Source organism: Serratia ureilytica (assembly GCF_017309605.1).
GTDB lineage: Bacteria > Pseudomonadota > Gammaproteobacteria > Enterobacterales > Enterobacteriaceae > Serratia > Serratia ureilytica.
The window spans coordinates 4444762-4457580 of record NZ_CP071320.1 but is presented as its reverse complement, the minus strand read 5'-3'; the positions used below and the strand labels follow the sequence as shown (position 1 = coordinate 4457580).

Sequence of the window (12819 nt, the reverse complement as noted above, 5' to 3'; positions counted from 1 at the left end):
CTGGCGGTGAAAAACCTGCAAGCACCTGCATGCATCAGGCCAAAACTATAAGAGGAAATAACCATGAACCTGTCGTCGCGGTTGCACGCCCACCTGGCTCGAGGCAAGGTCGGCTTTCCCACCACCCTGGCCAGTTCGGTCGGGGTGATCATGGCCAGCCCGGTGATCCTGACCGTCACCAGCGGCTTTGGCATCGGCGGCGACACCTTCGCGCTGGCGATGCTGATCGCTTTCGTCATGATGCAGGCGCAGCTCACCACCTTCTCCGAAGCGGCGGCGCTGCTGCCGACCTCCGGTTCCGTTTACGACTACATTTCCTGCGGCATGGGGCGTTTTTTCGCCATCACCGGCGCGCTGTCGGCCTACCTGATCGTGCATATCTTCGCCGGCACCGCCGAGACCATTCTCTCCGGCATTATGGCGCTGGTGAACTTCGAACACCTCAACACCCTGATGGAAAGCCACAACGCCTCCTGGATGGTCGGCGTCGGGCTGGTTGTCGTGTTCGGCATGCTCAACGCGTTCGGCATCGAGGCCTTCGGCAAGGCGGAGATCGTGCTGACCTTCGCCATGTGGAGCACGCTGGTGATTTTTGGCATCGTCGGGCTGCTGTCGCCGCATGCGGTGCCGCTCGAGGGCTGGTTCGGCAGCACGCTGAGCCTGAACGATCCGTTCGCGGTGTTCAGCCTGATCGGCATGGCGATGTTCATGTTCGTCGGCTGTGAGCTGGTGACGCCGATGGCGCCGGAGATCAAACGCTGCGATCGGGTGATCCCGCGCGCGATGGCGCTCGGGCTGTGCGGCGTGGCGGTGTGCATGGCGCTGTATGGCGCGGCACTCAGCCATCAGGTGGAAAACGTGGTGATCGACGCCGCCAGCGGCACGCGCCTGCTGGAAACGCCGATGGCCATCCCGGCGTTCGCCGGCCAGGTGATGGGCCAGTTCGGCAAATACTGGCTGGGCGTCGGCCTGCTGCTGGCGGGCGCGGCGACCATCAACACGCTGATGGCGGCGGTGCCGCGCATTCTGTACGGCATGGCGCTGGACGGCGCGCTGCCGCGTATGTTCGCCTATCTGCACCCGCGCTTTAAGACGCCGGTGATCGGCATTCTGGTGGCGGTCTTGATCCCCTGCGTACATGCCTTCGCCATTCAGGGCAACCTCGACAAGATCATTCCGCTGGTGCTGGCGGCGGTGTGCGCCTGGGGCGTGGCCTACCTGCTGGTGACCTGCTCGGTGGTGCTGCTGCGCCTGCGCCGCCCCGATCTGCCGCGCGCCTATAAATCGCCGTGGTTCCCGCTGCCGCAGATCGTCTCCAGCGTCGGCATCGTGCTGGCCATCGTTTACATCACGCCGCCGGGGATGAATCCGCGCGACGTCTACATTCCCTTCGGCTGGATGATCGGCCTGACCGCCGCCTATGCGCTGTTCTGGACGCTGTGCGTGCAGAAAGTGAATCCGTTTAAGCCGGTGCCGGTCGAGCAGGTGCTGGAGAACGCGTTCGCCAAGGGCGAAAACGAGGAGGCGCAGTTTGATCGGCTTACTTCCCTCACTTAATCGCGCCTGGCGGCGAGCGCCGTCGGGCTATCGGCCGGGCGCCGCGCTGGATCGTCTGGCGCGCAACCTGGAGCCCTATACGTGCGAACGCCTGGCGCCGGGTCTGCTGCGGCTGACGCTGCCGCAGGGGCCGCAGATCGAGGTCAGCGAACAGGTGCAGGGGCTGTTTATGGCGCATATCGTCAGCCACCGCTTTCGGTTGCAGGGCACGTGCACAGCGCAGCCTCCGCTGACGCTGGACGTGGTGACCGGCGGCTGGCTGCGGCGGCGCGGAGTGCGCTATCTGCTGCGCCAGCGCCATGCGGCCGCGCAGCGGCTGTTGGACGGCCTGCTGCGCTACCCGCAGATCGGCGAGACGCTGGCGCAGCTGGATTTTCGCCGCGTGCGGCTGACGGTGAACGACGGGCGCTGGCAGGCGGATATCGAGCATTTCGCCGCCTCGGAGGTGGTCAGCCGCGTGCCGGCCGGTCGCCGCTATCTGCGGCTGGATGCCGAACAGCGGCGGTTGCTGTTGAGCAGCCTGCTGATGATCGGCCAACTGATGGAGAAGCTGAATCATGAATAGAGTGGTTGTGATTACCGGCGGCGGCACCGGCGTCGGTGCCGCCTGCGCCCGTTTGCTGGCGGCGCAGGGCGATCGGGTGTTCATCATCGGCCGCCGCCCGGAACCGTTGGCGGCGCTGGCGCAAGAGATCGGCGCGCAGGCGCTGGTGGGCGACGCCGCCAGCGGCGAGAGCTGGGCCCACACGCTGCTGCCGGCGATTCTGCGCGACGCCGGGCGCATCGACTGCCTGATCGGCAGCGCCGGCGGCATGGGCTTCAAGCGCATTACCGAGATGAGCGACGCGCAGTGGCAAGGGGCGATGGACAGCAACCTCAACAGCGCTTTCGCCAGCGCGCGCGCCTGCCTGCCGGAGCTGATTAAAAGCGGCGGCAACCTGCTGTTCGTGGCCTCTATCGCCTCGCTGGCCGCCGGGCCAGAGGTCTGCGGCTACGTCACCGCCAAGCACGCGCTGATCGGGCTGATGCGCTCCATCGCCCGCGACTATGGCCCGCTGGGCGTGCGCGCCAACGCGGTGTGCCCGGGCTGGGTGACCACGCCGATGGCGGACGAAGAGATGCAACTGCTGATGGACGCCCATCAGATTTCGCTGGAACAGGCTTACCAGATGGTCTGCCGCGACGTGCCGCTGCGCCGGCCGGCCAGCGCCGAGGAGATCGCCCGCGTCTGCCGTTTCCTCTGCTCCAGCGAAGCTTCAATCATTACCGGCGCGACGCTGGTGGCCGATGGCGGCTCCACCATTGTCGATGTGCCGACCCTGGCTTTCACTTCCCTATAAGGAGCATTCCATGAGTTCAGAAGCGGTATTCATTCAGGTTGGCGCGCTGGCGGAAGGCTTTGCGCCGCACAGCAATACGCTGGAACGCCAGCACGGGCTGGCGGGCACCACGCTGACGCTGCACTTTAGCGACGGCGCGACGCAGCGCTGCCGGTTTACCGACGAGCAGACGCTGGAGTGGGGGGAGCGGCGCGGTATCGCCTATCGCGCCACCAGCATTCGCCCCGGCGTGCTGTTCATCGATTTTCTCGATCCTGCCCGCGTCAACGCCAGCATTACGCTGGTATGCGACCGCAATCAGGGCAACTTCACTGCGGTATACGGCCAGCTGCCGGACGAAGCGCAGGCGCGGCTCGACGCCTTCAGCCGGGTGGAGCAGGGGCTGCCGCTGACCGCGGTCGAGGCCGAATTCCGCTTCGGCACGCTGGATGACGCCGACGTGGCGCCACCGGGCTTTACCGATGAGCTGATCGGCATGCGCAACATGTACACCTACAGCCCGACCGAACGGTACGAGCACATCTACCTGAACGATAACTTCTACGCCTGGCAGTGTCTGGACGGGGTGGAAAAAGGGCTGGCGGACGTCGATCGCTGCCACTACGTGAAGGTGGCGGAGCAGCTTTATCTGTTCGTCTGGCGCGAGAAGATCATCCCGACGCTGGGCGTGGTGATGATCGATCTGCAGGGCATGCGCACCGACGGCAAGATCCTCGGTTATCAGGGCAGCGATTTCAGCGCGCTGAGCAACTTTGCGGTCGGCGCCCATGCGCAGGTGCTGAACACCACGCGTCACCCGCGAGGATAGGGCGATGAGCGCAACCTATGCGGCCGACGCCTTCGCCGGGCAGGCGGTGCTGGTGACCGGCGGCGCTCAGGGCATTGGTCTGGCGATCGTCAGCGCCTTTGCCCGCCTGGGCGCCGAGGTGACGATCGCGGACGTGCAGCTGCCGCAGGCGCAGGCGGCGGCGCAGGCGCTGCGGGACGAAGGGCTGAGCGTGCAGGCGCTGGCTTGCGATCTGGCCGAACCGGGGCAGATCGCTGAGCTGGTGACGGCGGTAGGTGAGCGGCATCAACGGCTGGACGTGGTGATCCACAATGCCGCTTACTTTCCGCTGACGCCGTTCGCCGCCATCGACGCGGCTCTGCTGCAACGCACGCTGAGCGTCAATCTGATGGCGCCGTTCTTTCTGGCGCAGGCGGCGCTGCCGTGGATGCGCCGCCGGGGCGGCGGCTGCCTTCTGGTGACCTCGTCGGTGACCGGCCCGCGGGTGGCCTACCCGGGGCTGGCGCACTACGCCGCCTCCAAGGCTGGGGTGAACGGGTTTATTCGCGCGGCGGCGCTGGAGCTGGCGGCGGAGAACATTCGCGTCAACGGCGTGGAGCCGGGGATGATCCGCACGCCGGCGATGGCCAACCTGGGCGACGCGCAGGTGAATCAGGCGATCGCCGCCTCGGTACCGCTCGGGCGGCTGGGGGAACCGGAAGACATCGCCGCGGCGATGGTGTTTCTCGCCTCGCCGGCGGCGGCCTACATCACCGGCCAGACGCTGGTGGTGGACGGCGGCGCGCTGCTGCCGGAAACGAATTCTCTGCTTACCTGACGCTGCAGCGTTGTTGGCTGCAACGTCAATTAACTTGAGAATTCCGGTTGGTTAAATCACTTCTTGGCGGGATGCGCGGTGACGTTGGCGGGCAGGCTGTCGCCCAGGGTGATCAGCTCGTCCAGCAACGTCATCAACTGGTCCATTTTTTGCCGCGAAAAGGCGGCTTCAATCTCGCCATAGCCTTGCTCCACCTGATGGCGCGCCACTTCATACAGCTCCTGACCCTGCTGGGTCAGCGACACGTACAGCTTGCGCTGATCGTTAACCGGTTTAAGGCGGAAGATCAGCTTGTCGCGCTCCATGCGCGACAGAATGCCGGTCAGGCTGGGACGCAGGATGCAGGTTTCCGCCGCCAGTTCGTGGAATTCGATCGAACGGCTGTTGGCCAGCACGCGGATGATGCGCCACTGCTGCTCGGTGAGATTGTGGCTTTTCAGGATCGGGCGGAAGAACCCCATGGCGGTTTCACGCGCCTGCAGCAGGGCGATGGTTAACGATTCATGCATAAGTTTGGCCTTAGCTATCAAGGTGTTCGTTGTTACGGCGCTCGTTATGGGGGCGCCTGCCCCGCAAAGCCCGATTTTGTTAATAACTTAATAGTAGCCAAAGTTACCCGTAGGGATAAAGCAAAAATGCGAGGCGCAGCTAAAAATGGCGTGAAAAATGGTTAATGCATTGAATAATCACGCTAATGTTCGTGATTTGTGAATATTTTGTTATCACGATCACAAATCACTCCAAGCGCGTTGCGTAAAAGCTGCACAGCGTATAAAAGTAATCATTAATATATTAATGAATGCCGGTTGTCATGTTTTTGCCATTGGAGGAGTTCGCATGAAAGGCACCGTATTTTCCGTTGCGCTGAACCACCGCAGCCAACTGGACGCCTGGGATCAGGCGTTTCACCAGCCGCCGTATCAAACCCCGCCGAAAACCCCGGTGTGGTTTATCAAACCGCGCAATACCCACCTCGCCAACGGCGGGGCGATCCCGTTTCCGGCCGGTGAAACCGTGCAGAGCGGCGGCACGCTGGCGGTGATCATCGGCGACACCGCGCGCAAGGTGCCGGCGGCGCAGGTGAGCCGTTATCTGGCCGGTTACGCGCTGGCCAACGACGTCAGCCTGCCGGAGAGCAGCTTCTATCGCCCGGCGATCAAGGCCAAATGCCGCGACGGCTTCTGCCCGCTGGGGGAGATGGGGCAGTTGGAGAACGCCGATCGGCTGGAGATCGTCACCGAGATCAACGGCGTGGAGCAGGATCGCTGGTCCACCGCCGATCTGGTGCGCTCGGTGCCGGAGCTGATCGCCGCCATCAGCGATTTCATCACCCTGCAGCCGGGCGATGCGGTGCTGATCGGCACCCCGCACCAGCGGGTGGCGATCAAACCGGGGGATGAGGTGACGGTGCGCGCCGCCGGCCTGCCCACGTTGACCAACCGCGTCACTCAGGCAGGAGCCGCATCATGAAACATGCCCGTATTCGCCATCATGGCCAGATCGTCAACGTTCAGGTAGACGAACAGCTGCGCGTCACGCTGCCGAACGGCGAGGTGCTGCAGGAGCGTGAAGTGGAATGGCTGCCGCCGGCGCAGGGCACGGTGTTCGCCCTGGGACTGAACTATGCCGACCACGCCAGCGAGCTGGAATTTAAAGCACCGGAAGAGCCGCTGGTGTTCCTCAAGGCGCCGAACACCCTGGCCGGCCACCGTCAGGTGTCGGTGCGTCCGGCCGGCGTGGAGTACATGCATTACGAAGCCGAGCTGGTGGCAGTGATCGGCAAGACCGCGCGCAACGTCAGCCGCGAGCGCGCCATGGAGTATGTGGCGGGTTACACCCTGTGCAACGACTACGCCATCCGCGACTACCTGGAGAACTACTACCGGCCGAATCTGCGGGTGAAGAGCCGCGACACCCTGACGCCGATCGGGCCGTATATCGTCGATCGCGACGACGTCGCCGATCCGCATCGGCTGGCGCTCAGCACCTACGTCAACGGTGAGCTGCGCCAGCGCGGCAGCACCGCCGACATGATTTTCGACATTCCGTTCCTGATCGCCTACCTGAGCGAATTCATGACGCTGCAGCCGGGCGACATGATCGCCACCGGCACGCCGAAAGGGCTGGCCGACGTGCAGCCGGGCGACGAAGTGGTGGTGGAGATCGAAGGTATCGGCCGTTTGGTTAACCACATTATCAGTGAAAAAGATTACGAGGAGAGCCTGCGATGAAAACCATCAACCACTGGATCAACGGTAAGAACGTCGCCAGCAAAGAGTATTTCACCACCATCAACCCGGCGAACGGCGAGGTGCTGGCGGAAGTGGCCTCCGGCGGCCAGCTGGAGATAGACCAGGCGGTGGCCGCGGCGAAAGAGGCGTTCCCCAAGTGGGCGAATACGCCGATGAAAGAGCGCGCGCGCCTGATGCGCCGTTTGGGTGAACTGATCGACCAGAACGTGCCGCAGATCGCCAAAATGGAAACCGCCGATACCGGTCTGCCGATCCATCAGACCAAAAACGTGCTGATCCCGCGCGCCTCGCATAACTTCGAATTTTTTGCCGAGGTGTGCCAGCAGATGAACGGCAAGACCTACCCGGTGGACGACAAGATGCTCAACTACACGCTGGTGCAGCCGGTGGGGGTATGCGCGCTGGTGTCGCCGTGGAACGTGCCGTTCATGACCGCCACCTGGAAAACCGCGCCTTGCCTGGCGCTGGGCAACACGGCGGTGCTGAAAATGTCCGAACTGTCGCCGCTGACCGCCGATCGCCTGGGCGAGCTGGCGCTGGAAGCCGGCATTCCGGCCGGGGTGCTGAACGTGGTGCAGGGCTACGGCGCCACCGCCGGCGACGCATTGGTGCGCCATAAAGATGTGCGCGCGGTCTCCTTCACCGGCGGCACCGCCACCGGCCGACGCATCATCGAAAGCGCCGGGCTGAAGAAATTCTCCATGGAGCTCGGCGGCAAGTCGCCGGTGCTGATCTTTGAAGACGCCGACATCGAGCGGGCGCTCGACGCCGCGCTGTTCACCATCTTCTCGATCAACGGCGAACGCTGCACCGCCGGTTCGCGCATCTTCATTCAGGAGAGCATCTACCCGGAATTCGTCAAACGCTTCGCCGAGCGCGCCAACCGTCTGCGCGTGGGCGATCCGCAAGATCCCAACACCCAGGTGGGGGCGCTGATCAGCCCGCAGCACTGGGAAAAAGTCTCCGGCTATATCCGCCTCGGGGTGGAAGAAGGGGCAACCCTGCTGGCCGGCGGCCCGGACAAACCGGCCGGTTTGAGCCACGGCAACTTCCTGCGCCCGACGGTGCTGGCGGATGTCGATAACCGGATGCGCGTGGCGCAGGAGGAGATTTTCGGGCCGGTGGCCTGCCTGCTGCCGTTCAAGTCGGAAGAAGACGGCCTGCGCATGGCCAACGACGTGGAGTACGGCCTGGCGTCGTACATCTGGACGCAGGATGTGAGCAAGGTTCTGCGCCTGGCCCGCGGTATCGAAGCCGGCATGGTTTTCGTCAACACCCAAAACGTACGCGATCTGCGCCAGCCGTTCGGCGGCGTGAAAGCCTCCGGCACCGGCCGTGAAGGCGGCGAATACAGCTTCGAAGTATTCGCCGAAATGAAGAACGTGTGCATTTCCATGGGCAACCACCCGATCCCGAAATGGGGCGTTTGAGCCTCAGGCCACAATAATAACGAAAGAGATGAGAACAATGACGACAAAACTTACCACTGATGCTGTCCCTGCTCCCGACGTCGTGCGCTGTGCCTACATGGAAATTCAGGTCACGAACCTTAAAGCCGCACGCGAATTTTACGTCGATATCCTCGGCCTAGTCGTGACCGCCGAAGAGGATAAAACCCTCTACCTGCGTTCGATGGAGGAGTTTATTCACCATAACCTGGTGCTGCGCGAAGGCCCGGTCGCCGCCGTGGCGGCGTTTGCTTTCCGCGTGCGCACGCCGGAAGACGTCGATCGCGCCGAAGCGTATTTCAAGGCGCTTGGCTGCCGTACCGAGCGTCGGGTGAACGGGTTCGCCAAAGGCATCGGCGATGCGGTGCGGGTAGAAGATCCGCTCGGTTTCCCGTATGAGTTTTTCTACGACGTGCAGCACGTCGAGCGTCTGGCCTGGCGCTACGATCTGTATACGCCGGGCGCGCTGGTGCGCCTCGACCACTTTAACCAAATCACCCCTGACGTGCCGCGCGCCGTGGAATACATCCAGGGGCTGGGCTTCCGCGTGACGGAAGACATCCGCGATGAAGACGGCGTGGTTTACGCCGCCTGGATGCGCCGCAAGGCAACGGTACACGATACCGCGATGACCGGCGGCGCCGGGCCGCGCATGCACCACATCGCCTTCGCCACTCATGAAAAGCACAATATTTTGGCCATCTGCGACAAGCTCGGCGCGCTGCGCAAATCCGATTTGATCGAACGCGGCCCTGGCCGCCATGGCGTCTCCAACGCGTTCTATCTCTACCTGCGCGATCCCGATGGCCACCGGGTGGAAATCTACACGCAGGATTACTACACCGGCGATCCGGACAACCCGACCGTGACCTGGGACGTGCATGACAACCAGCGCCGCGACTGGTGGGGCAATCCGGTGGTGCCGAGCTGGTATACCGAAGGATCGCTGGTGCTGGATCTCGATGGGCAGCCGCAGCCGGTCATCGAGCGCAGTGCGCCCAGCGAAATGGCCGTCACCATTGGCGCAGACGGTTTTTCCTATACCCGCGAGGGCGATACGGAAAAAGGTTTCAAACTTGGCAATACGCTGTAAATGCCGCTGCGCGGGCCGCGCCCGCGCCTATGCGCCGTCTGGAGAACGTTATGCCCCATTTTTACGCTGAATGTACCGACAACATCCGCCGCGAGGCGGATTTGCCCACCCTGTTCGCCAAGGTCAACGAGGCGCTGGCGGCGACCGGCATCTTTCCGCTGGCCGGCGTGCGCAGCCGCGCCATCTGGCTCGACACCTGGCAGATGGCCGACGGCAAGCAGGATTACGCCTTCGTGCACATGACGCTGAAGATCGGCCACGGCCGCAGTCTGGAAAGCCGGCAGCAGGTGGGCGAGATGCTGTTTGCTCTGATCAAGGAACACTTCGCCGCGCTGATGGCGCAGCGTTACCTGGCGCTCTCTTTCACCATGGAAGAGCTGGATCCGGTGCTGAATTACAAACAGAACAATGTCCACGCGCTGTTCAACAAGGCGTGAATAAGGGGTCGTAAATGCTGGATAAAGAGCAGGTTAACCGCGCCGTACAGCGCCTGCATCAGGCGGAAAAGAGTCGTGAACAGATCCGCGCGCTGTCGCTCGATCATCCCGAGATCACCATCGAAGACGCCTATGCCATTCAGCGGCAGTGGGTGGAGCTGAAGATCGCCGAGGGGCGCACGCTCAAAGGCCACAAGATCGGTCTGACCTCGCGCGCCATGCAGGTGAGCTCGCAGATCACCGAGCCGGACTACGGCGCGCTGCTGGACGACATGTTCTTCAACGACGGCAGCGACATTCCTATCGATCGCTTTATCGTGCCGCGGGTGGAGGTGGAGCTGGCGTTCGTGCTGGCCAAGCCGCTGCGCGGGCCGAACTGCACGCTGTTCGACGTCTACAACGCCACCGACTACGTCATTCCCGCGCTGGAGATCATCGACGCGCGCAGCCACAACGTCGATCCCGAGACTCAACGGCCGCGCAAGGTGTTCGACACCATCTCCGACAACGCCGCCAACGCCGGGGTGGTGATGGGCGGGCGGCCGATCAAGCCGGATGCGCTGGATCTGCGCTGGATCTCCGCGCTGCTGTACCGCAACGGCGTGATTGAAGAATCCGGCGTGGCGGCGGCGGTGCTCAACCACCCGGCCAACGGCGTGGCCTGGCTGGCCAACAAGCTTGCGCCGTATGAGGTGGAGCTGGAAGCGGGGCAGGTGATCCTCGGCGGCTCCTTCACCCGGCCGGTGCCGGCGCGGCGCGGTGATACCTTCCACGTCGACTACGGCCCGATGGGCTGCATCAGCTGCCGCTTCGTCTAAAAAGCAGGCTCGGCGAACCGGGCCGACTAAACCGGGCGGGGGCCATGCGCTACGCCCGCTTGTCAGGGAGAATGCGATGTTAACCAACCACTTCAAGCGTGCGCTGCAGGAAAAACGCCCGCAGATCGGGCTGTGGCTCGGGCTGTGCAGCAGCTACAGCGCCGAGCTGCTGGCCGGCGCCGGTTTCGACTGGCTGCTGATCGACGGCGAACATGCGCCCAACAACGTGCAAACGGTGCTGGGGCAGCTGCAGGCGGTCGCGCCTTACCCGAGCCAGCCGGTGGTGCGGCCACCGTGGAACGACGCGGTGATCATCAAGCAGCTGCTGGACGTCGGCGCGCAAACCTTGCTTATCCCGATGATTCAAAACGCCGAACAGGCGCGCGACGCGGTGCGCGCCACGCGCTATCCGCCGCACGGCGTACGCGGCGTCGGCAGCGCCCTGGCGCGCGCTTCGCGCTGGAACCGGGTGCCCGATTACCTGCAGCAGGCCGATGAGCAGATGTGCGTGCTGGTGCAGATTGAAACCCGCGAAGCGGTGAAAAACCTCGACGCCATTTTGCAGGTGGATGGGGTGGACGGCGTGTTTATCGGCCCGGCGGATCTCAGCGCCGACATGGGCTTCGCTGGCAACCCGCAGCACCCGGAGGTGCAGCGCACCATCGACGACGCCATCGCGCGCATCCGCGCCGCCGGCAAGGCGCCGGGCATTTTGATGGCCAACAAGGCACTGGCGCAGCGCTATCTGGAGGCCGGCGCGCTGTTCGTTGCGGTGGGGGTGGATACCACCCTGCTGGCGCGGGCGGCGGAAGCCCTGGCGGACGAATTCAAACGGGGCGGGGCGCAAGCACCTTCATCGGGAGTCTACTGAACCATGAACCACGTCGATTCGCTGCAGCCGGCCAACCCGGCGCAGCAACATAAAGCGTTAACCGCCGCCGAGCAATCGGTGATTAAAAAGTTGTTTCGGCGCCTGATCATTTTCCTGTTCGTGTTGTTTGTTTTCTCTTTCCTCGATCGTATCAACATCGGCTTCGCCGGGCTGACGATGGGCAAAGATCTCGGCCTCAGCTCGACCATGTTCGGGCTGGCGGCGACGTTGTTCTATGTCACCTACGTGATCTTCGGCATTCCGAGCAACATGATGCTGAGCCGGGTCGGTGCGCGGCGCTGGATCGCCACCATCATGGTGCTGTGGGGCATCGCCTCCACCTGCACCATGTTCGCCACCGGGCCGACCAGCCTGTACGTGCTGCGCATGATCGTCGGCATCACCGAGGCCGGTTTCCTGCCGGGCATTCTGGTGTACCTCACCTACTGGTTCCCGGCGTTCTACCGCGCCCGCGCCAACGCGCTGTTCATGATCGCCATGCCGGTGACCATGGCGATCGGCTCGTTGGTCTCCGGCTATATCCTGGGGCTGGACGGGGTCATGAACCTGAAGGGCTGGCAGTGGCTGTTCCTGCTGGAAGGCATTCCGTCGGTGCTGCTGGGCGTGGTGGTGTGGTTCTACCTCGACGATACGCCGGCCAAGGCCAAGTGGCTGACCGACGAGGAGAAAGCCAGCCTGCAAGCGATGATGGAGGCCGACAAGCTGCAGCTGGTGCAGCCCAACGGGCCGAGCAACCACCGCGCGCTGCAGCAGCGCAGCCTGTGGCGCGAGATCTTCACGCCGATCGTGCTGATGTACACGCTGGCCTATTTCTGTCTGACCAACACCCTGAGCGCGATCAACATCTGGACGCCGCAGATCCTGCAGAGCTTCAACCAGGGCAGCAGCAACGTGACGATCGGCATTCTGGCGGCGATCCCGCAGATCTGCACCATCGCCGGCATGGTGTGGTGGAGCAAACGATCCGACAGGCTGCAGGAGCGTAAGCATCACACCGCGCTGCCGTATCTGTTCGCCGCTGCCGGCTGGCTATTGGCTTCCGCCACCGATCACAGCCTGATCCAACTGCTGGGGATCGTGATGGCGTCGGTCGGTTCCTTTACCGCCATGGCGATCTTCTGGACCACGCCGGATCAGTCGATCAGCCTGGAAGCGCGGGCGGTGGGGATCGCCGTGATCAACGCCACCGGCAATATCGGATCGGCGCTCAGCCCGCTGTTGATCGGCTGGTTCAAGGACATGACCGGCAGCTTCAACTCCGGGCTGTATTTCGTCTCGGCGCTGTTGATCGTCGGCGCCGTGCTGGTGTGGCGCATCCCGATGAAGGATTCGCGCCCGAGAGCGACGCCTTGATACGCAGATAGGCAGGATTGCAGGA

14 protein-coding genes are annotated in these 12819 nt (G+C 63.6%); 13 read left to right on the top strand and 1 reads right to left on the bottom strand.

What is annotated here, in order from left to right; genetic code table 11:
- Positions 1–63 precede the first annotated feature (63 nt).
- From J0X03_RS21110 to J0X03_RS21090, 5 genes are read left to right on the top strand one after another with little or no spacing between them, the layout of a single operon-like run.
- Positions 64–1557, top strand: coding sequence for an APC family permease (locus J0X03_RS21110; protein ID WP_160203945.1), 1494 nt, complete (start codon positions 64–66; stop codon positions 1555–1557).
- Positions 1532–2122, top strand: a complete 591-nt coding sequence (locus J0X03_RS21105; protein ID WP_060659985.1) for a DUF3156 family protein — start codon at positions 1532–1534, stop codon at positions 2120–2122. Before J0X03_RS21110 ends, J0X03_RS21105 begins: the two co-directional genes overlap by 26 nt.
- Positions 2115–2897: an SDR family NAD(P)-dependent oxidoreductase gene (locus J0X03_RS21100; RefSeq protein WP_046688188.1), complete on the top strand. Its 783-nt coding sequence runs from the start codon at positions 2115–2117 to the stop codon at positions 2895–2897. Before J0X03_RS21105 ends, J0X03_RS21100 begins: the two co-directional genes overlap by 8 nt.
- Before the next feature lie 10 nt (positions 2898–2907).
- Positions 2908–3705, top strand: coding sequence for a MoaF C-terminal domain-containing protein (locus J0X03_RS21095; protein WP_160203946.1), 798 nt, complete (start codon positions 2908–2910; stop codon positions 3703–3705).
- Positions 3706–3709: 4 nt separating this feature from the next.
- Positions 3710–4501, top strand: a complete 792-nt coding sequence (locus J0X03_RS21090) for an SDR family oxidoreductase (protein ID WP_100396026.1) — start codon at positions 3710–3712, stop codon at positions 4499–4501.
- Positions 4502–4557: 56 nt separating this feature from the next.
- Here the strand turns inward: J0X03_RS21090 and hpaR are convergent, their stop codons facing one another.
- Positions 4558–5010 (bottom strand): homoprotocatechuate degradation operon regulator HpaR, encoded by a 453-nt coding sequence (gene hpaR, locus J0X03_RS21085; protein ID WP_160203947.1) that lies wholly within the window; start codon positions 5008–5010, stop codon positions 4558–4560.
- A 328-nt stretch (positions 5011–5338) separates the two neighbouring features.
- Between hpaR and J0X03_RS21080 the strand changes: the two genes are divergently transcribed.
- From J0X03_RS21080 to hpaX, 8 genes are all read left to right on the top strand, one after another.
- Positions 5339–5971: a fumarylacetoacetate hydrolase family protein gene (locus J0X03_RS21080; protein WP_033651368.1), complete on the top strand. Its 633-nt coding sequence runs from the start codon at positions 5339–5341 to the stop codon at positions 5969–5971.
- Complete coding sequence (locus J0X03_RS21075; protein ID WP_160203948.1) at positions 5968–6732, top strand: fumarylacetoacetate hydrolase family protein; 765 nt, start codon at positions 5968–5970, stop codon at positions 6730–6732. Before J0X03_RS21080 ends, J0X03_RS21075 begins: the two co-directional genes overlap by 4 nt.
- Positions 6729–8183 (top strand): 5-carboxymethyl-2-hydroxymuconate semialdehyde dehydrogenase, encoded by a 1455-nt coding sequence (hpaE, locus tag J0X03_RS21070; RefSeq protein WP_160203949.1) that lies wholly within the window; start codon positions 6729–6731, stop codon positions 8181–8183. The genes J0X03_RS21075 and hpaE overlap by 4 nt, the downstream gene beginning before the upstream one ends.
- A 37-nt stretch (positions 8184–8220) precedes the next feature.
- Positions 8221–9294 (top strand): 3,4-dihydroxyphenylacetate 2,3-dioxygenase, encoded by a 1074-nt coding sequence (gene hpaD / locus J0X03_RS21065; protein WP_089180517.1) that lies wholly within the window; start codon positions 8221–8223, stop codon positions 9292–9294.
- A 50-nt stretch (positions 9295–9344) separates the two neighbouring features.
- Complete coding sequence (locus J0X03_RS21060) at positions 9345–9731, top strand: 5-carboxymethyl-2-hydroxymuconate Delta-isomerase (RefSeq protein ID WP_004933172.1); 387 nt, start codon at positions 9345–9347, stop codon at positions 9729–9731.
- Between the two features lie 14 nt (positions 9732–9745).
- On the top strand, positions 9746–10549 hold the full coding sequence (hpaH, locus tag J0X03_RS21055; RefSeq protein ID WP_004933170.1) for a 2-oxo-hept-4-ene-1,7-dioate hydratase: 804 nt from the start codon (positions 9746–9748) through the stop codon (positions 10547–10549).
- A gap of 76 nt (positions 10550–10625) precedes the next feature.
- On the top strand, positions 10626–11420 hold the full coding sequence (gene hpaI, locus J0X03_RS21050; RefSeq protein WP_049235379.1) for a 4-hydroxy-2-oxoheptanedioate aldolase: 795 nt from the start codon (positions 10626–10628) through the stop codon (positions 11418–11420).
- Between the two features lie 3 nt (positions 11421–11423).
- On the top strand, positions 11424–12794 hold the full coding sequence (hpaX, locus tag J0X03_RS21045; protein WP_160203950.1) for a 4-hydroxyphenylacetate permease: 1371 nt from the start codon (positions 11424–11426) through the stop codon (positions 12792–12794).
- Positions 12795–12819: the final 25 nt, after the last annotated feature.

Excerpts from the sequence above, each read along its gene's own strand:
- J0X03_RS21110 (WP_160203945.1), top strand. The coding sequence starts at position 64 with ATGAACCTGTCGTCGCGGTTGCACGCCCACCTGGCTCGAGGCAAGGTC.
- J0X03_RS21100 (WP_046688188.1), top strand. The coding sequence starts at position 2,115 with ATGAATAGAGTGGTTGTGATTACCGGCGGCGGCACCGGCGTCGGTGCC.
- J0X03_RS21095 (WP_160203946.1), top strand. The coding sequence starts at position 2,908 with ATGAGTTCAGAAGCGGTATTCATTCAGGTTGGCGCGCTGGCGGAAGGC.
- J0X03_RS21090 (WP_100396026.1), top strand. The coding sequence starts at position 3,710 with ATGAGCGCAACCTATGCGGCCGACGCCTTCGCCGGGCAGGCGGTGCTG.
- hpaR (WP_160203947.1), bottom strand. The coding sequence starts at position 5,010 with ATGCATGAATCGTTAACCATCGCCCTGCTGCAGGCGCGTGAAACCGCC.
- J0X03_RS21080 (WP_033651368.1), top strand. The coding sequence starts at position 5,339 with ATGAAAGGCACCGTATTTTCCGTTGCGCTGAACCACCGCAGCCAACTG.
- J0X03_RS21075 (WP_160203948.1), top strand. The coding sequence starts at position 5,968 with ATGAAACATGCCCGTATTCGCCATCATGGCCAGATCGTCAACGTTCAG.
- hpaE (WP_160203949.1), top strand. The coding sequence starts at position 6,729 with ATGAAAACCATCAACCACTGGATCAACGGTAAGAACGTCGCCAGCAAA.
- hpaD (WP_089180517.1), top strand. The coding sequence starts at position 8,221 with ATGACGACAAAACTTACCACTGATGCTGTCCCTGCTCCCGACGTCGTG.
- J0X03_RS21060 (WP_004933172.1), top strand. The coding sequence starts at position 9,345 with ATGCCCCATTTTTACGCTGAATGTACCGACAACATCCGCCGCGAGGCG.
- hpaH (WP_004933170.1), top strand. The coding sequence starts at position 9,746 with ATGCTGGATAAAGAGCAGGTTAACCGCGCCGTACAGCGCCTGCATCAG.
- hpaI (WP_049235379.1), top strand. The coding sequence starts at position 10,626 with ATGTTAACCAACCACTTCAAGCGTGCGCTGCAGGAAAAACGCCCGCAG.
- hpaX (WP_160203950.1), top strand. The coding sequence starts at position 11,424 with ATGAACCACGTCGATTCGCTGCAGCCGGCCAACCCGGCGCAGCAACAT.